Annotated in this window: 21 protein-coding genes; 20 read left to right on the forward strand and 1 reads right to left on the reverse strand. The window is 46.2% G+C overall.

From position 1 onward, the window contains the following. Positions 1-2: 2 nt before the first annotated feature. Positions 3-788, forward strand: a complete 786-nt coding sequence (locus HB364_RS19960; protein WP_167290089.1) for a YncE family protein — start codon at positions 3-5, stop codon at positions 786-788. Positions 789-793: 5 nt separating this feature from the next. Here the strand turns inward: HB364_RS19960 and HB364_RS19965 are convergent, their stop codons facing one another. Continuing rightward, positions 794-1,771, reverse strand: coding sequence for a GlxA family transcriptional regulator (locus HB364_RS19965; RefSeq protein ID WP_167290090.1), 978 nt, complete (start codon positions 1,769-1,771; stop codon positions 794-796). A gap of 107 nt (positions 1,772-1,878) precedes the next feature. Between HB364_RS19965 and HB364_RS19970 the strand changes: the two genes are divergently transcribed. From HB364_RS19970 to HB364_RS20060, 19 genes are all read left to right on the forward strand, one after another. Then, positions 1,879-3,435 (forward strand): MFS transporter, encoded by a 1,557-nt coding sequence (locus HB364_RS19970; RefSeq protein ID WP_167290091.1) that lies wholly within the window; start codon positions 1,879-1,881, stop codon positions 3,433-3,435. Positions 3,436-3,643: 208 nt separating this feature from the next. Further along, positions 3,644-4,879, forward strand: a complete 1,236-nt coding sequence (locus HB364_RS19975; RefSeq protein WP_167290092.1) for a hypothetical protein — start codon at positions 3,644-3,646, stop codon at positions 4,877-4,879. Between the two features lie 381 nt (positions 4,880-5,260). Next, a complete protein-coding gene (locus tag HB364_RS19980; protein WP_167290093.1) occupies positions 5,261-5,755 on the forward strand; it encodes a UpxY family transcription antiterminator in 495 nt (164 codons plus the stop codon). 9 nt (positions 5,756-5,764) lie between these two features. After that, positions 5,765-7,051 (forward strand): nucleotide sugar dehydrogenase, encoded by a 1,287-nt coding sequence (locus tag HB364_RS19985; protein WP_167290094.1) that lies wholly within the window; start codon positions 5,765-5,767, stop codon positions 7,049-7,051. Between the two features lie 12 nt (positions 7,052-7,063). Beyond that, positions 7,064-8,062 (forward strand): SDR family oxidoreductase, encoded by a 999-nt coding sequence (locus tag HB364_RS19990; RefSeq protein WP_167290095.1) that lies wholly within the window; start codon positions 7,064-7,066, stop codon positions 8,060-8,062. 10 nt (positions 8,063-8,072) lie between these two features. Further along, positions 8,073-8,882, forward strand: coding sequence for a polysaccharide biosynthesis/export family protein (locus tag HB364_RS19995; protein ID WP_167290096.1), 810 nt, complete (start codon positions 8,073-8,075; stop codon positions 8,880-8,882). Between the two features lie 14 nt (positions 8,883-8,896). Next, positions 8,897-11,017, forward strand: a complete 2,121-nt coding sequence (locus HB364_RS20000) for a GumC family protein (protein ID WP_167290097.1) — start codon at positions 8,897-8,899, stop codon at positions 11,015-11,017. A 48-nt stretch (positions 11,018-11,065) separates the two neighbouring features. Beyond that, positions 11,066-12,859, forward strand: coding sequence for an ABC transporter ATP-binding protein (locus HB364_RS20005; protein ID WP_167290098.1), 1,794 nt, complete (start codon positions 11,066-11,068; stop codon positions 12,857-12,859). A gap of 10 nt (positions 12,860-12,869) precedes the next feature. Then, positions 12,870-13,949 (forward strand): DegT/DnrJ/EryC1/StrS family aminotransferase, encoded by a 1,080-nt coding sequence (locus HB364_RS20010; protein WP_167290099.1) that lies wholly within the window; start codon positions 12,870-12,872, stop codon positions 13,947-13,949. Between the two features lie 3 nt (positions 13,950-13,952). Next, positions 13,953-14,660, forward strand: a complete 708-nt coding sequence (locus HB364_RS20015; protein ID WP_167290100.1) for a WbqC family protein — start codon at positions 13,953-13,955, stop codon at positions 14,658-14,660. After that, complete coding sequence (locus HB364_RS20020; protein ID WP_167290101.1) at positions 14,657-15,616, forward strand: hypothetical protein; 960 nt, start codon at positions 14,657-14,659, stop codon at positions 15,614-15,616. Before HB364_RS20015 ends, HB364_RS20020 begins: the two co-directional genes overlap by 4 nt. Next, the gene (locus HB364_RS20025; RefSeq protein ID WP_167290102.1) at positions 15,613-16,161 is read left to right on the forward strand and encodes a GNAT family N-acetyltransferase; all 549 of its coding nucleotides are present in this window, start codon (positions 15,613-15,615) and stop codon (positions 16,159-16,161) included. Before HB364_RS20020 ends, HB364_RS20025 begins: the two co-directional genes overlap by 4 nt. A gap of 47 nt (positions 16,162-16,208) precedes the next feature. Next, positions 16,209-17,042, forward strand: coding sequence for a glycosyltransferase family 2 protein (locus tag HB364_RS20030; protein WP_167290103.1), 834 nt, complete (start codon positions 16,209-16,211; stop codon positions 17,040-17,042). An 84-nt stretch (positions 17,043-17,126) separates the two neighbouring features. Then, positions 17,127-17,810 (forward strand): WbqC family protein, encoded by a 684-nt coding sequence (locus tag HB364_RS20035; protein WP_208420027.1) that lies wholly within the window; start codon positions 17,127-17,129, stop codon positions 17,808-17,810. Between the two features lie 52 nt (positions 17,811-17,862). After that, complete coding sequence (locus tag HB364_RS20040) at positions 17,863-18,645, forward strand: phytanoyl-CoA dioxygenase family protein (RefSeq protein ID WP_167290105.1); 783 nt, start codon at positions 17,863-17,865, stop codon at positions 18,643-18,645. 14 nt (positions 18,646-18,659) lie between these two features. Then, entirely contained in the window at positions 18,660-19,250 is a 591-nt protein-coding gene (locus HB364_RS20045; protein ID WP_167290106.1) for a GNAT family N-acetyltransferase, read from the forward strand. Then, on the forward strand, positions 19,213-20,043 hold the full coding sequence (locus HB364_RS20050) for a glycosyltransferase family 2 protein (protein ID WP_167290107.1): 831 nt from the start codon (positions 19,213-19,215) through the stop codon (positions 20,041-20,043). Before HB364_RS20045 ends, HB364_RS20050 begins: the two co-directional genes overlap by 38 nt. A gap of 15 nt (positions 20,044-20,058) precedes the next feature. After that, complete coding sequence (locus HB364_RS20055; protein ID WP_167290108.1) at positions 20,059-20,907, forward strand: glycosyltransferase family 2 protein; 849 nt, start codon at positions 20,059-20,061, stop codon at positions 20,905-20,907. A gap of 42 nt (positions 20,908-20,949) precedes the next feature. Then, a complete protein-coding gene (locus tag HB364_RS20060) occupies positions 20,950-21,864 on the forward strand; it encodes a glycosyltransferase (RefSeq protein ID WP_167290109.1) in 915 nt (304 codons plus the stop codon). The last annotated feature ends 14 nt before the right edge of the window (positions 21,865-21,878 follow it).

The raw sequence follows: 21,878 nt of genomic DNA on the forward strand, positions 1-21,878 counted from the left end.
TTATGCGATTGATCATTAAACTTGTTTTCCTGTTCTTACCCTGTTATGTGTTTAGTCAAACAGTGATTAATGTACAGCAGTTTCCTGTAAAGGAGGCCAAGCAGGCCGTGGCAGTAGATAAAGATCATTTCTATGTGATCAATAACAGCACCATTACCAAACACCGGAAAGCGACCGGTGAACAAATAGCTGTCTGGGATGGCACAAAGGATAGTGTGAAGCACCTCAACAGTGGCGTTGTGATAAAAGGAAAGCTGTATTGCGCCAATTCCAACTATCCTCAATCGCCCATGGCCGGTTCCATAGAAATATTTGATGTGGCTACTATGCAGCATACCGGTAATCATAGCTTTGGTATTGGCTATGGTTCTGTAACCTGGATAGATGAACATGACGGGCATTGGTGGGTAGCATTTGCCCATTATACCGGCCGTGGCGCTGCAGAGGGAAAAGACAACCGCTGGAGTTGTCTGGTGCAGTTTACCAAAAGCTGGCAGATGGTGCAATCCTGGATCTATCCTGCCGGCATCATAGAAAAATTTGGTACCAAAAGCAATTCAGGCGGCGTATGGGGTAAAGACGGTTTATTGTACATCACCGGGCATGATAACCCTGAATTGTATGTGATGCAGCTACCGGAGATGGGTTATACCCTTAAACATATAAAAACAATACCTGTTCCCGTGTATGGCCAGGGCATTGCGTTAGACCCTTCCGCGAAAAGGAATCCTGTATTTTACGGGCTTAGCAGGGGCAATAACACCGTTATTAAATTTGAGCTGCAATGACCCGGTCACGCTGTAACGGGACGATTGTACTTATTCCTGTACTGCACCGGCGATAACCCCGTGAGCTTTTTAAAAGTAGTACGGAATGCCTTGGTATCTGAATAACCTACTTTGTACATCACTTCATTCACATTCTCGCGGGAGGATTCCAGGCTGAGTTTGGCGGCTTCGATCTTTACGCGCTGTATATATTCTACGACTGTATTGGAAGTGGCTTTCTTGAAGCGGCGCTCCAGGTTCCGGCGTCCCATGGCAAACATCCCGGCCAGTTGTTCCACCGTGATCTTTTCCTGGAAGTTCTTTTCAATAAATACCTGTGCCTGTTTGATTGGCTCATCTTCGTGTTCTTTCTGTCCGTTGAACATGATGAAGGGTGACTGTGTGCCCCGGTCAATTTCTATCCCGAATACTTTGGAGCACAGGATGGCCACATCACGACCTGCATATTTTTCAATAATGTACAATACCAGGTTGAGGTAAGAATAAGCGCCGCCACTGGAATAAATGCCCTGCTCATCGGTAATGATCTTATCGATCACCAGATCTACTTCGGGGAACATTCTCCGGAAATCATTCGCGCTCAGCCAATGGGTAGCGCATTTCTTTCCTTTCAGCAGGCCGGTAGAAGCCAGCAGGAAAGCGCCCAGGCAAAGGCTTGCTACTTCTGCGCCCATCTTGTACTGGTATTGGATCCAGGGAATGAAATCCTGGTTGATGGCCACTGCTTTTTCCAGGTTGCCCGCTACAGCCGGCACAATGATCAGGTCTGTTTTAAAATCCTCCCTGATCGTCAGTTCCGGATGTACGGTGAATAACCCGTTATTCAGTTTGGTAGCCGGCGTAAGGCCCACCAGTTGTACCTTGAACAGGGGTTCCCTGCCCATATTGGCCAATATACCGTTCACCTCTGTAAACAGCTTATGCGGTCCTTCAACGGCGCCCAGCATGGCGCCTTCCGGGACCAGTATGGATAAATGTTTCATATCCTAAAATTAAGGAGAAACACTGTCGCAATCAACCCCGTACAATGCCGTAATTGCACCCCCTGTATATGCCGGAATACGGGTAGGTTTGTAGATAAAGTATAGCCATGATAAACACTGAGCAGGAAACAACGGCGGCTGCAACGGCGCCACCAAAAGCTACCCGTAAAGAATGGATGGGACTGGCTGTTATAGCCCTTCCCTGCGTACTGTATTCCATGGACCTTACGGTGCTGAACCTCGCCGTGCCGCAATTGAGCGCCAGCCTTAAACCCTCCAGCACACAACTCTTGTGGATCATGGATATTTATGGATTCCTGGTAGCAGGTTTCCTCATCACCATGGGCACCCTGGGCGACCGGATCGGGCGGCGTAAACTGTTGATGATAGGTGCTGCTGCATTTGGGGTGGCTTCCATATTGGCGGCGTTCGCTAATACCGCCGGTATGCTCATTGCCGCCCGCGCTATTTTGGGTATTGCCGGCGCCACACTCGCGCCGTCTACACTATCCCTCATCCGCAATATGTTCCTGGACCCTGGTCAGCGTACCATGGCCATCGGTGTATGGGCTGCCAGTTATTCAGCCGGTGGCGCTATTGGTCCGCTGATAGGCGGATTGATGCTGGAACATTTCTGGTGGGGTTCTGTATTCCTGCTGGCTATTCCTGTTATGATCCTGCTGCTCACCCTGGGGCCTGTTCTGTTGCCTGAGTTCAAAGATCCCCAGGCCGGCCGGTTGGATTTCTTTAGCGCCGTGCTATCGCTTACCGCTGTATTGTGCATCATCTATGGACTTAAGCAAATTGCTGCCGAAGGTGTTGGCTGGGTGCCGGTAATCTTTATCGTGGCGGGCATAGGCATAGGTATCCTTTTCCTGCAAAGGCAGGCAAAGCTGGCCGATCCGCTCATAGATGTCCGCTTGTTTAAAATACCAGCTTTTAGCGCTTCCTTAATGATCTACGGAATGGGATGCTTTGTGATGTTTGGTTCTTTCTTCTTTACCTTTCAATACCTGCAACTGGTGCTGGGATTATCACCCATTAAGGCGGGCCTCTGGTCATTGCCTTCTTTTGCCGGCTTTATAGTTGGCTCCATGGCGGGGCCTTTCTTTCTCCGTTATCTTACGCCAGGGAAATTCATGGCCAGCGCACTGGTGCTGGCAGCGATTGGTTTTGTTATCCTTACCCAGGTAACGGCTGATACAGGTATTGGCCTGCTGATCGTGGGATTGCTTTGTTCTTCGCTCGGCTTTGCACCGGTGGTTACCATGGCTACCGATCTCATCATTGGGGCGGCGCCACCAGAACGTGCAGGAGCGGCTGGGGCCATCTCAGAAACAAGTGCTGAATTTGGCGGCGCTTTGGGAATGGCCGTCCTGGGTAGTGTGGGTACAGCCGTTTACCGCAGTAAAATGAATATAACCGTTCCCGATGGTATACCAGCCGGGGCGGCGGAGGCGGCCAAACAAACCCTGGGTAGTGCAGTGGTGGAAGCAGGCCAGTTGACAGGGCCTTCAGGCGATGCATTGCTCAACGCAGCACACGATGCCTTTGTGGCCGGACTGCAAATAGCGGCCGGCAGCAGTGTGGTTATTATCACCGGGCTGGTGATCCTTGCGTTCTTTAAACTTGGCCGTGTACAACCCGCCACACATTCCGCATAATCATGCATCGGTACCTGTTCTATTATAAAAATATTTTATTTAATCCCGGAATTTATTTACTTTTCATATACGACAGTCTGAATTCTTTCCTCTGGATGACCTTTTAACCATGTAATGTGTAGTATCTGTTATCCCTTGACAGGATTGATTGAGCAGGCAGGAATGCTATGATCTCAATCAAATAGTTACAAGATTTAAATGGTATGATATGGCCAGGAAACGAACTGCTGTCAATGAAAATGCTTTGCAACTGTTGAAGCGCCTGATAAAAATTAAGTTGAACCTCGATTGCAGTACCTCCTCTCATATACAACAACTACAACATGATGTTCAACTGGTAACTGGTGAATCCCTGAGCGCTCAAACATTAAACCGTTTTTTCGGTATCATTCGCACCGGCTTTAATCCCTCTGTTCATACGCTCGACACCCTTGCCCGGTATGTGGGTTATAAATCTTTTTCCGAGTTTGAAACACTGAATGCCGGCAAGAAAGCGGAACAGATCAACGCTACTTTCTCCTCAAAGTTTATCGTAGATGTTTTCTCACAAATAGATACGGAAGACAAAATAGAGCCCGGCATTCTGCAGGTAATAAAAAACATCGCTACATTAATGGCGGATGACCGTCAACTGGCGGCCGATGTATATTGTGCCATGGCGCCCAGTGTATTCGGGCGGAAATTCTTTTTTGAACAGTTTGTAAATATAGATGCCCTTGATAGTGTTTATGGCGATGGATTGCAGTATTACCTGCTGAACGCGCACAACAGGGAACAGAAATTCTTTGCCTATGTGCTTTACTGCTACCGGTATTTTTTAACAGCGAATGCCACCTTATTCCAGAAATATTTTAACCTGCTCAATGTATTCCGGCAATCGGAAATAATGAATTTCCACCCCTTGCTGGTGGACCGGTATTATGCCGTATTGGTCTTTAACCAGATCATGCAGAAAAAGGAAATTAACAGCCTCGATAGCATGAACGAACTGGCCGATTTTGATATCTGGTCATCACATGCCAAATCATGTTATTGTGCAGGTTACCTGGTAGGGGAGGCATTATTGCTGGCGGGTGAGTTTGGCCGGTCATGGGAGGTATTGAACAGTGATGAAATAAAGCCTTCCTTCCTTACAGGCTGCCTCCGGGATGAATTTGTTACGCACCTGAATATCTTAAAATTAATGAGCGGCTTCTTTTCCAATCATATCAGCACCAAAAGGGCCTTGTCGCTGTATGCCGAATTGAACGATAAGCCGCTGCCTGTTCTCTTACACGATTACCTTTCCTTTTACCTGCTCTTCCTGAAACGCAGCTTATTTCCCAAGGCTATTGTGCGGAAGGAAGTGAATGAGCAGGTACAGTACCTGGTTAAAAAAACAGGCTTCGTTTACTTCCGGGAATTCGACCTGCAGTTGACTAAATCAGAGTCAATATCATTATAAATAATAATTAATGGATATTAATGGAAAAAAAATACGAAAAAAAACAATGCACCTTTACGCTCACGATTGCTACGCCAATTATCCTCTCAATGTCCTCCTAAGTTTTTTCCTTTGTATTCCTTCAAGTTGATCCATCCTGTTCCTTGTGAATAGCCCGGTTTCCGCACACCACTTTCTTGCCGCACATTCCTATCAATTGCAACCTGCTGCAGTGGCAGTAACGCAATTACTTATCCAGCATTTGTTTTCAATCCCGCTTAAATGGGATTGAAAGGGCTCTTGGATTAACACACCGCTATTACCGATCAATAACACCCCGCTGTGACAGGGGATAGCGAAGCTCTTGCCTGCAACATACATCCTGACTAATCTATTTACATTATGCAAATGGGAATACAATGGTATGCCGTATATACCAAACCCTGCTGGGAAAAAAAAGTGGCCGGATTGATGGTCATGTATGGAATAGAGCATTATTGCCCTCTGCAAAGGATACAACGACGATGGAGCGACAGGAAGAAAATTATTATGGAGCCATTGTTCAAATCGTATGTATTTGTGCATGTCAGGGAAAAAGAACAATTGGCCGTAAGGCAGGTGAATGGAGTCCTCAACTTCGTGCATTACCTCGGAAAACCCGCTGTTATCCGCGACGAAGAGATTGACACCATTAAACAGTTCCTGAACGAATACAGGAATATCAGGCTGGAACGGATCGAGTTCAATGTGAATGACCATGTGAGGATCGTGAGCGGCCCCTTGATGATGATGGAAGGGGATGTGGTGGAAGTAAAACATAAAACTGTAAAAGTATTATTGCCATCCCTCGGATTTGCAATGACCGCTGAAATAGAAAAAGCAAACCTGGCGAAATAGTCAATCAATATGAAAGAGCATAAAATTGCCATCATCGGCCTGGGCTATGTAGGCCTTCCACTGGCTGTGGAATTTGCAAAGAAATACCCGGTGGTTGGTTTTGATATCAAAGAAAAACGGATAGAGGACCTGCGCGGGGGGAATGATTGTACACTGGAAACCAGCCCTGATGAGCTGCAGGAAGTATTAAAAGAAGAGAATGATGATCTGCCGGGCCTGTTTGTTACCTGTCAGCCTGAAATGCTATGGAGCGTCAATATATACATCGTTACCGTGCCCACACCTGTTGATAAATATAACAGGCCCGACCTTACTCCTTTAAGAAAGTCGAGCGCCACGGTTGGCAGAGTGTTAAGAAAAGGCGATATAGTGGTGTATGAGTCTACTGTATACCCGGGCGTTACCGAGGAAGAGTGTGTGCCGGTGCTGGAAAATGTGTCGGGCCTTATCTTCAACAAGGATTTTTATGTAGGCTATTCCCCCGAACGTATTAATCCCGGCGATAAAGAGCATACCGTTACCAAAATAAAAAAGGTTACTTCCGGCTCCACGCCCGAGTCTGCCCAGGTCATCAACGAGCTCTATGCCAGCATCATTACTGCCGGCACCCACCTGGCCCCTTCTATAAAAGTGGCGGAAGCCGCGAAAGTCATAGAGAATGCCCAGCGCGATATCAACATTGCTTTCATCAATGAACTGGCCAAGATATTCAATTGCCTGAACATTGATACCGGCGATGTGCTGGCCGCAGCAGCTACCAAATGGAATTTCCTTCCCTTTAAGCCGGGCCTGGTAGGCGGGCATTGTATAGGCGTAGATCCTTATTACCTGGCGCAAAAAGCCCTCGAAGCAGGCTATCATCCGGAAATCATCCTGGCCGGCCGCAGGCTCAACGATGGCATGGGCGCCTATGTAGCAAGCGAAGTGATAAAAATGATGGTCAGAAAAGGCATACCAGTGGCAGGCAGTAAGGCATTGGTGATGGGTATCACGTTTAAAGAAAATTGTCCGGATGTAAGAAATACCAAAGTGATTGATATTATAAAGTACCTGAAGGGATACCATATTCATGTGGATGTTTATGATCCCTGGGCCGATCCCATAGAAGTGCAACATGAATATTGCATCAGCACCCTGCGCGAACTGCCCGCCGGCAATAACTATGATGCAGTCATTGTAACAGTGGCCCACCAGCAGTTCACCTACGAAATGATCAGGAAAATATCCAATGGCCGGAACATCCTGTTCGATGTGAAATCAGTGTTGGATAAAGAATTGGTAGACGCACGCTTATAATACTACCTGTATATGCATTACCAGCAGTTCCATACGATTGATCTCAACGGTCACAGTTTCCTTGTTACAGGAGGCGCCGGGTTTATTGGGTCCAATATTGTTGAATACCTGGTGCAATACCAGGCGGGCCATGTCCGGGTGCTGGATAACTTTTCCACCGGCTCCCTGAAAAATATAGAACCGTTCATGAGTCTTCCCAATTTTGAATTAATGAGAGGCGATATCCGCGATCCGCATACCTGCCAAAAAGCGCTTGAAGGAGTGGATTATTGTTCACACCAGGCGGCGTTGGGATCAGTGCCCCGCTCCATTAATGACCCAGTCACCACCAACGAAGTGAACATAGGCGGCTTCCTCAACATATTAATGGCCGCCCGTAATGCTGCTGTTAAAAGAATGGTATATGCGGCCAGCTCCAGCACCTATGGCGATCATCCGGACCTGCCCAAGGTGGAAGACGTGATCGGCAGGCCGCTTTCCCCCTATGCCATTACCAAGTACGTGAATGAGCTGTATGCGAATGTCTGTTCCTCGTTGTATGACTTTCATACCATCGGCCTGCGTTACTTTAATGTATTTGGCCCCCGCCAGAACCCGGCCGGCCCTTATGCCGCTGTGATACCCCTATTTATTGAAGCAGCCTTGAAAAATGAAAGCCCGTTCATTAATGGAGATGGCACCACCAGCCGCGATTTCACCTTCGTTGAAAATGCGGTACAGGCCAATATCAGGGCTTTGTTCACTGCCGGGCTTACACAACATGAAGTAATAAATATTGCTGTAGGCGAATCTACTACGCTCAACCAGCTATGGGACCATATCTGTGACATCCTGGATACAGAATTGCTGCCCGTATTCAGGAATGAAAGAAAAGGCGACGTAAAGCATAGCCTGGCCGATATCAGCAAAGCACACCGGCTGATAGGCTACCAGCCTTACATTAATGTACGCAAAGGGTTGGAGATGGCAGTAGAGTGGTATAAAAGATCAAACCGCATTCTGTACACATAAATATATTTCCATGAAAAAAAATCATTCACCGGCCATTCAACCGGGGATGGCTTGCTTCTTCCTCGCGCTGGCGCTAAGTGCTGTATCGTGCACGGCTTCCAGGAAATTGAATTATTTCAATAACCTGCCCGATTCAACCTTCGTGCGTCTGCCGCAGGTCAAAGAAGAAGAACGGGTCATTGAAAAAGGCGATAACCTGGATATTGTATTCAATGCAAAAGACCAGGACGCCGTAAGCCCGTTTAACAAACAGGCCAGTACGGCTGTGCTCACGGGTACGCCTGGTGCACAGCCGGCCAGTATACCTTCTCAGGCTTATACAGTTGATCCATCCGGTAAAATAGAAATGCCGGTATTGGGAACGATTGAGGTAAAGGGCCTGACCTCCCGGCAACTGAAGAGCAAGTTGACTGCCATGGTAAGTCCTTACCTGAAAGACCCGATAGTAGAAGTGAAATTCACTTCCTTCAGTGTTACTGTCTTGGGAGAAGTACGAACGCCTGGCACCTTTAACCTGTCCGGGGCGCAACGGACCACTGTACTCGAGGCATTGGCTGCTGCAGGCGATCTGCCGCATACGGCTAAAAAATACAATGTTCATCTTTACCGGGATTATAACGGGGAACGTTCCGTTACTCAGATAGACCTTACCAATAAGAGCCTGCTGTATAACCAGCAAACGTTCCAGATGAAGCCCAATGACGTACTATACGTACAAACCAGGCGTGGGTCAATTTTCAGGGAAGACTTTAGTTTGGTGGCTTCTATTGTTACGCTGGTGGTGAGCGTGGTCACCCTCGGGTTCGCTATTTCTAATTAGTAAAAACAAAAGACATGGAACAGTCTTATGTTGATGAAAGAGAAAGCAGCAGTAGCTTTGATGTAAAGCGGTTCCTGACTAAAGTAGGGAAGAATTACGGCTGGTGTATTGCTGCCGTTGTTCTTTGTATGGCCGCGGCTTATACCTGGTTACGGGTTACGGTACCCTTGTACCAGGTGGCAGCTTTTATCCAGGTACAACCACCCAATGAAGCTGCTAATATATTGGGCGGTTCTCCCTTTTCTTCTACCGGCAATGCCAATGCCAGGAACTATCCTGATGTAAATGGTGAAATATTTAAACTGCAATCTGCAGCATTGATCGGGGAGGTGGTGGATTCGTTGAAGCTGGATATAAAAATAACCCCAAAGGGGAAAGTGCAGGTAAACAGGGAAGCTGCCATAGCGGGCATTGCCCGGCGACTGATCGTGGCGCCTGTTCCCAAAGGAGGGATGGGCATGTTGCAGGTAGTGATGCGGGATGAAAAACCCGAACGGGCTCAACAGATCGTTAATGTATTGATCTATAAATATGATCTTGCCAATTATATTTTTAAGAATAAGGCCCTGCGTTCAGAAATAGCATTTCTCGACAACAGGCTGGCTACTGTTAATGAAGAACTGAATACCCAGGAAAATTATGTGCGCAATTTTAAAGCCAGCAACAAGATCAATGATGTATCCTCTTCGGCCAACCAATTGCTGAGCAGCCTTACCAGTATTGATTCCAAAAAGAGCGACAATGATTATAAGGAAAGCTTGTTGAAGCTGATAGAAGCGAATATCCAGGCAGCGGGGGGCAGGGAAGAAAGGATCAATGTACCCGGTTTGCAGGATGTAGACCTGGCCAACCTGGTAGCCAAATACAATGACCTCGTTTCGCAGAAGAGCAATATACTGGAACAGGGCGCGCCCAAGGACCTGCGGTTACCGCCTATCAATGTAAAACTGGAGAGTACCAGGGTGCATATTGTAAACCGCATTGCCAGCATCCGGCAGGAGCTGGCTACAAGCAATAATTTCCTGGCCAGCCAGGAACGCAGTACCACCGGCAGGTTTGTAACATTGCCGGAAAAGGAAAAAGATTATATACAGGTAAACCGCCTGCTGAATATCAAGCAATCATTGTACGTCTTCCTGCTGCAAAAAAAAGAAGACAAGAATATTGAATTCGCTTCATCAGGTATATCGGGATCACGCATCGTTGACTGGGGGGTGAATGGCGTACAGGACCCCAAGCCTTCCATCGTCTATGCCGCAGCTTTTCTTGCAGGGCTCCTGTTGCCGGTGATGGTGATATTGATAAGGTTCCTGCTGAATAAGCGCATTGAAACACCGGCAGACATCTACAAAACGACCACGCTGCCCATTGCAGGGGAAATTGCCCTGGTGTCACGTCTCGAACAGGAGATGGTGATGAAAAAAGACAATGTATCACCGGTGGCCGAACAGTTCAGGACCCTCCGTACAAATATGTTATACGTCAACAAGGGCGCCTCGGCCAAAGTGGTATTGATCACTTCCGGTATCAGTGGCGAGGGGAAAAGCTTTATCAGTTTGAACTTGGCTAATACATTGGCCATTAGCAACAGGAAAGTGGTATTGGTAGAATTTGACCTGCGCAATCCAGGTTTATCGGCCAGCCTTGGCGCTGCCAATACCACTGGTATTGCTAATTTCCTGGCCGAAGAAACAGATGTAGCGTCCATCATTCAACCGGTGACAGAATACGAAAACCTGTTCTTTATCAGTTCAGGCAATCCCTTGCCGGCCAATCCGGGCGAGATCATTCTCAATAACAGGATGCAATTGTTGTTTGATACCCTGAAAAAGGAATTTGATTTTATCATCCTGGATACGCCGCCTATTGAAGCGGTATCTGATGCGCTGGCGCTTGGCAAATGGGCCGACTGCTCCTTCTTTGTTATCCGCCATAAATATTCTTTACGGTCGTCCCTGGTGCGTATGAACCGGTTGTATGAAGACCAGAAGATCCCACGTCCCGGCCTGATCGTAAATGGCATTAAGCCCGGTGAAGGATTCAACAATGTACATGGCTATGGTTATGGATATGGAGATATGACCAGGATGAAGCGGAAAAAGAATAAAGATCGCACTAATCTAAAAATTGCCTGAAACAACAGGTAAACGCTTCTTTATGAAAATCATACATCACTACCGCCTGTGCAGCTAAAATATAAGAACGGTTTTTGGGGGTATCTCAAATTTTACTACCAGATCATTGGCAACAGGTTACTGCTGTTCCTGGGATTAAGTGTACTGATCAGTTGTCTCGACGGCATTGGACTGGCTATGTTCATTCCCTTGCTGCAGGTAGTATCAGAAGGAAGCAATGCCGGGAGTGAGGATGCATTGGGACAGCTCCGGTATTTTACCCACTTTATCCGGCTGCTTGGATGGGACCTGACCGTTACCACCATTTTAATGACCCTGGTGGCTTTGTTTACATTAAAAGGGCTCATGCGGTTTGCGCAGCTTAGCTATTATGCCAAACTAAGGCAGGTCTTCATCAAAAAAATACGGTTCAGCCTGGTTAATAACTTGCAGGCATTGTCCTACAGCGCTTTTTCAAAGCTGGATGCCGGCAGGATACAGAACACGTTGACGGTAGATGTGCAGCGGCTGTTCCAGACCATGAGATTTTATTTTGATGCGGCCCAGGCCTTTGTGATGCTGAGTACTTATATGGTGCTGGCCTTCCTGGCCAATTACCAGTTTGCTTTCCTGGTGTGTATAGGTGCGGCTTCATCCAACTTTATTTACCGGAGGATCTATAAGGCTACCAAACGGATGTCGGTGGAGCTGTCCAAAAAAGGAAGTGACTTTAATGGCTTCCTGTCGCAGACCACGCTGTACTTTAAATACCTGAAATCCACCAATACCTTTAGCCGCTATGCCCGGAAACTAAAGCAGGTGATCAATGACGCGGAATACCTCAACCGGAGGATCGGTAACATGAATGCCATTACCACCAGCGTCAAAGAGCCCATGATCATTCTGGTCGTAACGGCGGTCATATTATTACAACTGAACTGGATGGGCGCCAGCTTAAGCACCATTATTTTAAGCCTCTTGCTTTTCTACCGGGCATTGAGCTTCCTGGTAACCGTACAAAACCATTGGCAGGGCTTCATAGAGAATATAGGCGGCATGAATGCCGTGGCCTGTATGCTGGACGAAATGAGCCTGCTGCATGAAGTAAAAGGCTCTACACCGTTTACGGCCATTGAAAAGCAGATCAGTTTGCAACAGGTAACTTTCCAGTATGATAGTAAGCCTGTATTGGATGGCATCAATATTACCATCCCGAAAAAAAATACAGTAGCGCTTGTGGGTGAAAGCGGCGCGGGGAAAACCACCATTGCCAATATGATCGCGGGACTGATCTATCCTGCCGGCGGTGAACTGCTCATTGATGCTGTCCCTATCCGCGAAATAGACCTCGACAGCTACCGCGACCGGATCGGTTATATCTCCCAGGAATCGGTCATCTTCAATGATTCTATTTTCAATAATGTTACTTTCTGGGCAGAACCCACACCCGGCAATAAAAAGCGGTTTGACGAGGTAATTGAAATGGCTTCCCTCACCGCATTTGTACGTTCCAGGCCCCAACAGGAACATACCGTGCTGGGTGATAATGGCATACTGATCTCCGGCGGACAAAAGCAGCGTATTTCCATTGCACGTGAGCTGTATAAGAATACCGAGATACTGATCTTTGATGAAGCGACCTCCGCCCTTGACACCGAAACAGAAAAAATTATCCGGGAGAATATTGAAAAGCTATACGGAAACCTTACGATGATCCTGATTGCCCATCGCTTATCTACCATTAAAAGGGCCGATACCATCTACCTCATCGAACAAGGTAAAGTGGCTGCCTCCGGCTCTTTCGATGAAATGATCCATAAGTCCTCCAGGTTTAAAAAATTAGTAGCGCTTCAGGCGTTTTAACCCACGACTCATGATACCTGTTACTAAACCCTTCCTGCCACCGGTGGAGGAATATGAATCCTACATCAGGGATATCTGGCAGCGCCAATGGCTGACCAATAATGGCCCCCTGGTCAATGAATTTGAGTTGAGGATAAAAATGTACCTCGATGTGCCCCACATGTTGTACGTGGCCAATGGAACCATTGCGTTACAACTGGCCATCCGGGCGCTGGAATTAACAGGTGAAGTGATCACTACGCCCTTTTCCTTCATAGCCACTACCAGCAGTGCTATGTGGGAGAATTGTAAACCGGTATTTGTAGACATACATCCTGCCACGCTCAATATAGATCCTGACAGGATTGAAGCGGCCATCACTCCCCGCACCTCGGCCATACTGGCCACCCATGTATTTGGAAATCCCTGCGACATCGCTGCCATTGATGACATTGCCAAAGCGCATAACCTGAAAGTGATCTATGACGCTTCCCATTGCTTTGGTACGAAATACAATGGCCGGTCGGTATATGCCTATGGCGATATCAGCACCACCAGCTTTCATGCCACCAAAATTTTTCATACGGTGGAAGGAGGCGCTGTATTCACCCAGGATCCCGAACTGCTGAAGAAAATGGCCTATATGCGCAACTTTGGCTTTGACGGGCCTGAGAATTTTGCCTGTGTGGGCATCAATGCCAAGAACTCTGAATTCCATGCGGCCATGGGGCTGGCGAACCTGAAATATGTGGATGAAATTCTGTCCAAAAGAAAAGAGCTGTATCTATATTATACAGAGAACCTGGAGCGGCTGGATAAAGAGCTGCAGCTAATCCAGAAGAACACGGTATACAATTATTCCTATTTACCTATCCTGCTGCCTTCTGAGGAACTGATCAAAAAAATTGAAATGTACCTCAATGCCAACCTGATTTACCCAAGAAGGTATTTTTACCCATCCCTGCATACATTGAAATTTGTAGACCAATACGAATGCCCGGTGAGTCTTTGTATTTCCAAACGGGTTATGTGCCTGCCCATGCATCATAAGTTGACCACAGAGGAGGTAAACTTTGTAATAAGGATATTGTTCAGAGCACAGAACTATTGAACGATGAAGATGGCCATCATGCAACCGTATTTCTTCCCTTATCTTGGGCAGTTTCAGCTTATTCATGTTGTTGACCGGTTTATATTATGCGATGATGTTCAGTACATCCGGCATGGATGGATCAACAGGAACAGGATACTCAGTCCGGGAGAGGGTTATCAATACATCATCGTACCGGTATCGAAACATAAAAGTCATGATCCCATTAAGGACATCCGGGTGGTGGAAGGGGGTACCTGGAAGCGTACGATACTCCGGCAGGTGGAATATTACCGGAAAAAAGCGCCTTACTATGAACAGGTCAGGCAATTGATACACGATTGCCTGCAGCAGGAAGAAACAAACATCACCAAATTGAACAGCCGCTGCCTGCAGGCAACCTGTAACTATATCGGCATTCAATACAACATGGCTATCTCATCAGAACTGGGTCTTAATTATTCAGAGGTACAGGTTACCGGCGACTGGGCTTTGAAGATCTGCGAACAACTGGGCGCTACTGCCTATTTTAATCCGCCCGGCGGAAGGGAGCTTTACGAAAAGGAGGTGTTCGGAAAAAGCAATATTGAGCTGCATTTCGTAAAACCCAATCTCAGGGAATACAATCAATACAATAATGGATTTTTGCCTGGCCTGTCTATTATTGATATTATGATGTTCAATCATCCTGTTGAGATTCATGAAATGTTAAATGATTATCAGTTATTATGACTCCCATAGGTGGGTATTACGAGCTGGAACTGACCAGGGGGGCACATCGTTATCATACCACCCCTTATACCTTTAAGAGCGGCCGGTCGGCGCTTCATTACATTCTTCAGTTGGTAAAGCCGTCGCTGGTATACGTTCCCTTCTATACCTGCAATGGTTTGCTGGAATCTTTTGAGGCTGCCCAAACCCATTACCTGTTCTATGAGATCAATCACCTGCTGGAGCCTGATGAATTGCCGGAACTGGGGCCACATGAATATTTCCTGTACATCAACTATTTTGATGTTAAGCGACAATTTGTACAGCGTCTTTCCGATAAATACAGGGATAGGCTCATTGTTGATTGTACGCAGGCCTTCTTTATGAAAGGCAATGGCTGGTCATGGTTCTTTAATTCATGCCGTAAATACTTTGGCGTACCCGACGGATCATTCCTGTATGCCCCGCAACACATCAACCTGTCTGGCTATTCCGGCAGGAATGAACAATACCTCGTTTCCCACCTGATCACCAGGTTCAACGATCATGTACAGGAAGGATACCGGGCCTTTCTTGAAAATGAGGTGCTGTGCGGCACTGAAATTACCGGTATGTCCAAATTGAGTGAATACCTGCTTTCCAACATTAATTATGAAATGGTGATCGGCAAACGGTATAGCAACTACAGTTACCTCGATACTGTTTTCCGGGAGCAGCATTTATTTCCACCGGAGGGCCGTGACGATTGTGTGCCCATGGTATACCCGGTACTGTTGAATAAGCCGGTAAGCAGAAAGTTGTTTGGCGATCACCAGGTATTTATTCCCACCTATTGGACAGATGTGCGGGAACGGGATTACCCTGGTTTTGAAATTGAAAAATTAGTCTCGGATCATTTATTGCCGCTTCCCATTGACCACCGGTATAACCAGGTAGATATGGAAAGGATGGTAAAGCTGATAAAAAACCTGACATGAACTACTCAGTGTACATACGACCCCTCGTCATTCAGGATGCACTGGTGTCCTACCAATGGCGTAATAACCCCCGGATATGGCGGTTTACCGGCGCAAGACCCGATAAATACATTACCCCCGAAATAGAAACTGCCTGGCTTATGGAGGTGCTTCAGCGGGAGAACGAAAGGCGGTTTGCGATATGCCTGCAAGGAGATAATAGATACATAGGGAACATTTTCCTGACGGACATCCTCGACAGGGAAGGGCAAATGCACATTTTTATCGGTGAAATGGAGTACTGGGGCAAACGAAGGGCTTACGAGGCCATCTGTTTAATATTTGACCATGGGTTTAATGAATTAATGCTGGATACGATCTACGTACAGATCAACTCCAGGAATGCTGCGGCGATCATATTGGGTCAATCAGTTGGCTTCCGGAAGATATCAGAGTACTACGATACCAATAAAGAAATGATGCTGGAGAAAATGATCTTTACACGGCACATGTATGATTTGCAGGCCCACCGGGATAATGCCAACAAAGAAGCGGACCAGCTTTAATAAACAGATACCCCCTGCCTGAAACAGTATACAAAAAACACAATCAGATGACAAGGCCATTGGTCTCGGTATGTATTATCACGTTCAACCACGAAAATTACATCAGGCAGTGCCTGGAAGGGGTGGTAATGCAACAAACCGATTTTCCCTTTGAAGTGGTCATTGGGGAGGATTGCTCTACCGACAATACCCGGCGTATTGTTGCGGAATTTGAAGCCAGGTATCCAGGCATCATCAAGCCGGTATACCATACAGCCAACGTGGGAGGCGCCAGGAATGGGTACGAGTTTTGTTATCCCCGGTTAACCGGTAAGTATATAGCTATATGTGAAGGAGATGATTACTGGACCGACAACTGCAAATTGCAGAAACAGGTTGACTTCCTGGAACGGCATCCGGCGTATGTAATGTGTTTCCACCGCGTACAAAGCGTGGATGAAAATGATAAGCTGCTCAATGGACAGGAAGCATTGAACAGTATAGCCTCTTACGATCCACGGGAAATCTTTCATATCAGTATTCCCACCCTGTCTGTGGTATTCAGGAAATGCTTTGAGGTGATACCCCCTGAGATGTTCAAAGCAAAAAGCGGCGACACTTTCCTGTTTGGTTTGCTGTCGGGATATGGAAAGGCGGCCGACCTGGGATTTGTCGGTGCCAGGTACCGTAAGCACAGTGGCGGTGTATACAGTCCTAAAAAACTGGTGGACCAGTTTAAACAGACTATTGAAACGAGGAAATTGATGAAACAGTGCTCCCTATTTGCCAAAGAGCAAAAAACAGAAATTCACAAGGAGATCAGGAAGAGGAAAATATTGTACATCAAGTATTTTATTAAAAAGTACGAACTGCTGAATTCCTTTAAAATATTTATAGCATAGATCCGATAAGTATGATACCTGAAATTATTGATGTTGTTTATTTCCCCTTAACTCAAAAATTAAGCATCCGTGAAGCTTGCTATCATGCAACCCTATTTTTTCCCTTATATCGCCTATTACCAAATGGTAAAGGCTGTTGACAGGTTCGTTTTTTATGATGATGTCAATTATATCAAGGGGGGATGGATCAATCGTAACCGTATTTTAATAAACGGTATTCCTTCCTATATCAATGTAATAATGAAAAATGCCAGTCCCTTTAAGCATATCGATGAAATAATAGTAAATGACAGGATCCAATGGAAGGACAAATTACTGAAGTCGATACGATTGAACTATGCGAAGGCGCCCTTCTTAAAAGAGGTATTCCCGTTGGTAGCCTCTGTTGTGTATATTAAAAGTAACAGACTGGTAGATTATTCGAGAAAGAGTATTGAAGAAGTAATGGCTTATCTTGAAATTAAAAAAGATTTTGTGGAGAGCTCAAAAATATACAATAACGCTCACCTTAAATCAATAGAAAGAATACTGGATATCTGCAGGCAGAGTAACTCAACAGAATATATAAACCTTATCGGCGGAAGAAGCTTGTACAACAAAGAACTGTTCAAAGAACATGGGGTTGATCTCTTTTTTATTGATAGCGGAATTGTTACTTATCCTCAGTTTAAGAGATACTTTGTTCCTCATCTTTCAATAATAGACGTCTTGATGTTTAATCCCAAAGAACAGGTTATTAATATGCTGGATAAGTATCGGTTGGCCTAAGCATATTGTGATTGATCATCAATATTGCTTTTTAGTTACAAAATATTATATTATGATGCCGATAACAGATTTTCTTACTGCTATTAAAGAAAATGGCTGGGTACACTTTAAACAATGTCTCGAACCCGCTTTTGTAGACGAACTAAACAGCGCACTGGTAACAACCTATGAGATCTGCCGGAATATACAGCTTAGAAATGGGCTGGCCGGGAATACAGATGGTACTGTACATCATGTGCTTGGTCAACAACCGGTCTTTCTGCAATTTATTAAAAGGCTGGAGTTACATGATTATATAAAATCGTTTTTTAGTGTTCCTTATATCCTGAATTCTTTTGGAGGGGTTATTAATTTGCCGCATAAAGCTTCCTACGTATGCAACATGCACCGCGATATCCGCACCTTTTATAATATTCCCATGATGATGAACATGCTGGTGATGCTGGATGATTTTACATTGGAAAATGGGGCAACCTATTTTTTGTCAGGTTCTAACAAATACGATGAAAGACCTGATGAAATATATTTTTATGAGCATGCCGACAGGGCCATAGGGAAAGCCGGTGATATTATCCTGTTCGATTCACTGGTGTGGCATGCCGCTGGAAAAAATACAACCGATAAAGCTAGAAGGGCGCTTACACTCACCTTTTCCCGGCCTTTTATGAAGCAGCAACTCGATTACCCCCGCCTGATTGGCTACGACCGTAACAACGATGAGGAGTTTTCAGAAGAGGTGCGCCAGGTAATTGGCTATAATGCCCGGGTGCCGGTTGACCTGGATGAATGGTACCAACCTCCTGCCAAAAGATTTTATAAGCCAGGGCAGGGATAAGCAAAACCGATGATATGTCATTTATATTAAGAGAGATCCGTCATGACGACCTGCCATTGATCAACCGGTGGCGCAATGACCCGGAGATCATCAGCCTGCTGGGCAATAACTTCCTGTATATTTCACGCGATGTGGATGATGCCTGGTTTGAACAATACCTGCAGAACAGGGATAAGGCAAAACGTTTTGCCATTATAGAGGAGGCCAATGAATGTATGATAGGCACTACCCAATTAACCGGTATTCATGCCATCAATCAGTCCGCTGAATTTTCTATTGCCATTGGCGAAAGGAGATATTGGAATAAAGGGGCTGGACAGATCGCTTCCCGGCTGGTGCTTGCCCACGGCTTCTGCGACCTTAACCTGTACCGCATTTACCTTACTGTGCTGGTCAGGAATACAAGGGCCATCCATCTATACGAAAAGATCGGTTTTGTGCGGGAAGGGGTTTTAAGAGGATCTGTTTATAAGCAGGGCGTATTTGAAGACCAGGTGATCATGTCAATACTGAAAGAAGAGTATTTTTCATCCTCCGCAGCGAACCTGCGGCAAATACCTGAACCCAATGCCTCCGCTCGTATCGGTTTGCACCATCACCTATAACCATGAGAAATACATTGGTCAGTGCCTGGAAGGGTTATTGATGCAAAAAACCAGCTTCCCTTTTGAGGTCGTGATCGGGGAGGATTGTTCTACTGATAATACCCGGAACATTATCCGGTCTTTTGAAGAAAAGTATCCGGACATTATCAGGCCCATCTATCACAACCGGAATGTAGGCGCTGCACGGAACCATTTTGAATATTGTTTTGCAAAGATCACCAGCCCGTACATTGCTATTTGTGATGGAGACGATTACTGGACGGATCCGGATAAATTACAGAAGCAGGTGGATTTCCTGGAACAGCATCCTGAATGTGTTTTGTGCTTTCACCGGATCAACTCGGTCGACCAGGATAACAGGATCATACAGCAGCAGGAACCGGCAGAAGTTCCCATTTTCTATAGCTGGAAGGATATTCTGCACATCAGTATCCCCACCCTGGCAGTCGTATTCAGGAACTGCATTGACCGGTTTCCCCGGGAAATATTCGAGGTAAAAAGCGGGGATACCTTTTTATTCGGCATGCTTTCCCGCTATGGCGGCGCGGCCGATCTGGGCTTTGTAGGCGCTCATTATCGCATACATGCGGGAGGCACCTATTCCGGTAAAAGCCAGGTAGAGCAATACCGGCAAACCATACATACGAGGAAACTCATGCAGCGCTCCGCCTTTTTCAACAGGGAGCAGGCTGTTGAGATCAGGAAAGAAATAAACAGGAGAAAAAAAAGGTACATCAAACATTTCATTAAGAAGAAACAGTTGGCCAATTGCCTGAAAATAATATTCACCTGACAACCCGACCGTTTTATGATCACTATTATTACACCTACTTATAACCGGGAAGTGTTGGTGCAAAACACCATCCGGAGTATACTGGATCAAACCTACCGTAACTGGGAGTTGATCATTGTAGATGATGGCTCAACGGACAATACGGAGCAGGTGATACAACCTTACCTGTCGGATGGCAGGATTAAATACATTAAGAAACCTAATTCCGGGCAGGCAGATAGCCTGAACAAAGGAGCTGCACACGCCACCGGCGATTACATTACTTTCCTGGACAGTGATGATGAAGCCTACCCGGGCTGGCTGCAAACAGTGCAGGAACATATTAAAGAGGATACCGGCATTCTTTGTGCAGGCGCCATCCGCAAATACCCGGATGGATTGCTGGCAAAGGAAGGCATGAATGAGTTCCACTTTTTTGGTAAAACATACTACCTCAAGTTCACCTGCGGTTCTTTATTTATTAAACGATTGGTCTTTGAGGATATTGGTGGGTATGATGCATCCCTCAGGTCCAACATTCAAACCGATCTTGGCTACAGGCTGCTGGCTTACCTGAGGAATACCCCCCTGAAGGCGGTGGTGATCAATGAATACCTCGTTCAGATCAATGTACACGAGGGCGAGCGCATCCGTACCAACTGGAAAAGAAGAAGGGAGGGCGGTATCCAGTTTATACAAAAGCACTACCGGTTTATGTATGAAAACGACAGGAAGGAAATAGCCAACGTTTATTCCACCATTGCTTTTTCAAGCTATAAACTCAGGAAGAGAAGCGAATCGGTGGCATACTTATTCAAGGCTATCCGGCATAATCCCGTTCGGTGGATCAACTACATGCGGGTATTTAAATATGCATTTTTATGATCAGCCTGCCTGCTGTTACATCAGCTTAATAAAACGTACAACATGTCTGAAAAAGTTTGTGCTGTAATCGTCACTTATAACCGGCTTGAAACGTTAAGAACGGCGCTTGAGCACATCCTGGCGCAAACTGTTCCACCTGCCACCATCCTCATTGCGGATAATAACAGCACCGACGGCACCCGGGATTTTCTGTACACCCTGCAGGACCGGGAAAACATACACTGCCTGTATCTCGATGCCAATATCGGGTCGGCCGGGGCTATTGCCAGGGCTATGAGCTATGGGCTTACGCTTAGCGCCTACGATTATTTCTGGATACTGGATGATGATACCTTTTATGAAAAGCATGCACTCAGGGAATTAATAGATCATATCAAAACCACTGAATTTTCCCTGCTTGGCCTGCACGGTGCACGCATCCGGTTTGGAAAGAAGATACCGCTGACCCCTGGTCTTCAGTTGCAGCAAGCTGATTATGCATTGATAGACGGCGCCCTGATAAGAACAGCGGCTATCCGGGCGGTAGGTGTAGTCAATGAAAAGTTCTTTATGATGTGTGATGATCATGAATATTGCATGAGGTTGAGGAAGCACGGCTTTACCATTGGCGTATTACAGAACGGGTCGGATAACAGACTTTACCTGGGCGGGCAAGGCAGGTTTACGCGCGCCACCTTGTGGAGAGGATATTATTCTTCCAGGAATCACCTGCTCATTCTAAAGCAATACTTCTCATGGATCAACCTACTGGGCTATATTTTCCTGCAGGCAAAGCTCCTGATCGCGGCTGCGCTGTGGGCGCCCGACAGGTTTCAGCGGATAAAACTGAGGCTGTTGGGTATATGGCACGGCATGAGGGGCATAGGAGGGAAAACGCTTGATCCGCATACATTGAAATTCAATAGGTCAAAATCCAATGTCAGCCTGAGCCTGTCGAAGGCGGCTTCGACAAATTAACCTGACGATCCCCC

The sequence above is a fragment of the Paraflavitalea devenefica genome (genome assembly GCF_011759375.1).
Taxonomy (GTDB): domain Bacteria; phylum Bacteroidota; class Bacteroidia; order Chitinophagales; family Chitinophagaceae; genus Paraflavitalea; species Paraflavitalea devenefica.

Excerpts from the sequence above, each read along its gene's own strand:
- HB364_RS19970 (WP_167290091.1), top strand. The coding sequence starts at position 1,879 with ATGATAAACACTGAGCAGGAAACAACGGCGGCTGCAACGGCGCCACCA.
- HB364_RS20010 (WP_167290099.1), top strand. The coding sequence starts at position 12,870 with ATGATACCTGTTACTAAACCCTTCCTGCCACCGGTGGAGGAATATGAA.
- HB364_RS20060 (WP_167290109.1), top strand. The coding sequence starts at position 20,950 with ATGTCTGAAAAAGTTTGTGCTGTAATCGTCACTTATAACCGGCTTGAA.
- HB364_RS20000 (WP_167290097.1), top strand. The coding sequence starts at position 8,897 with ATGGAACAGTCTTATGTTGATGAAAGAGAAAGCAGCAGTAGCTTTGAT.
- HB364_RS20040 (WP_167290105.1), top strand. The coding sequence starts at position 17,863 with ATGATGCCGATAACAGATTTTCTTACTGCTATTAAAGAAAATGGCTGG.
- HB364_RS20015 (WP_167290100.1), top strand. The coding sequence starts at position 13,953 with ATGAAGATGGCCATCATGCAACCGTATTTCTTCCCTTATCTTGGGCAG.
- HB364_RS19980 (WP_167290093.1), top strand. The coding sequence starts at position 5,261 with ATGCAAATGGGAATACAATGGTATGCCGTATATACCAAACCCTGCTGG.
- HB364_RS20050 (WP_167290107.1), top strand. The coding sequence starts at position 19,213 with ATGCCTCCGCTCGTATCGGTTTGCACCATCACCTATAACCATGAGAAA.
- HB364_RS20055 (WP_167290108.1), top strand. The coding sequence starts at position 20,059 with ATGATCACTATTATTACACCTACTTATAACCGGGAAGTGTTGGTGCAA.
- HB364_RS19975 (WP_167290092.1), top strand. The coding sequence starts at position 3,644 with ATGGCCAGGAAACGAACTGCTGTCAATGAAAATGCTTTGCAACTGTTG.
- HB364_RS19990 (WP_167290095.1), top strand. The coding sequence starts at position 7,064 with ATGCATTACCAGCAGTTCCATACGATTGATCTCAACGGTCACAGTTTC.
- HB364_RS20025 (WP_167290102.1), top strand. The coding sequence starts at position 15,613 with ATGAACTACTCAGTGTACATACGACCCCTCGTCATTCAGGATGCACTG.
- HB364_RS20030 (WP_167290103.1), top strand. The coding sequence starts at position 16,209 with ATGACAAGGCCATTGGTCTCGGTATGTATTATCACGTTCAACCACGAA.
- HB364_RS19960 (WP_167290089.1), top strand. The coding sequence starts at position 3 with ATGCGATTGATCATTAAACTTGTTTTCCTGTTCTTACCCTGTTATGTG.
- HB364_RS19985 (WP_167290094.1), top strand. The coding sequence starts at position 5,765 with ATGAAAGAGCATAAAATTGCCATCATCGGCCTGGGCTATGTAGGCCTT.
- HB364_RS20020 (WP_167290101.1), top strand. The coding sequence starts at position 14,657 with ATGACTCCCATAGGTGGGTATTACGAGCTGGAACTGACCAGGGGGGCA.
- HB364_RS20045 (WP_167290106.1), top strand. The coding sequence starts at position 18,660 with ATGTCATTTATATTAAGAGAGATCCGTCATGACGACCTGCCATTGATC.
- HB364_RS19995 (WP_167290096.1), top strand. The coding sequence starts at position 8,073 with ATGAAAAAAAATCATTCACCGGCCATTCAACCGGGGATGGCTTGCTTC.
- HB364_RS20035 (WP_208420027.1), top strand. The coding sequence starts at position 17,127 with ATGCAACCCTATTTTTTCCCTTATATCGCCTATTACCAAATGGTAAAG.
- HB364_RS19965 (WP_167290090.1), bottom strand. The coding sequence starts at position 1,771 with ATGAAACATTTATCCATACTGGTCCCGGAAGGCGCCATGCTGGGCGCC.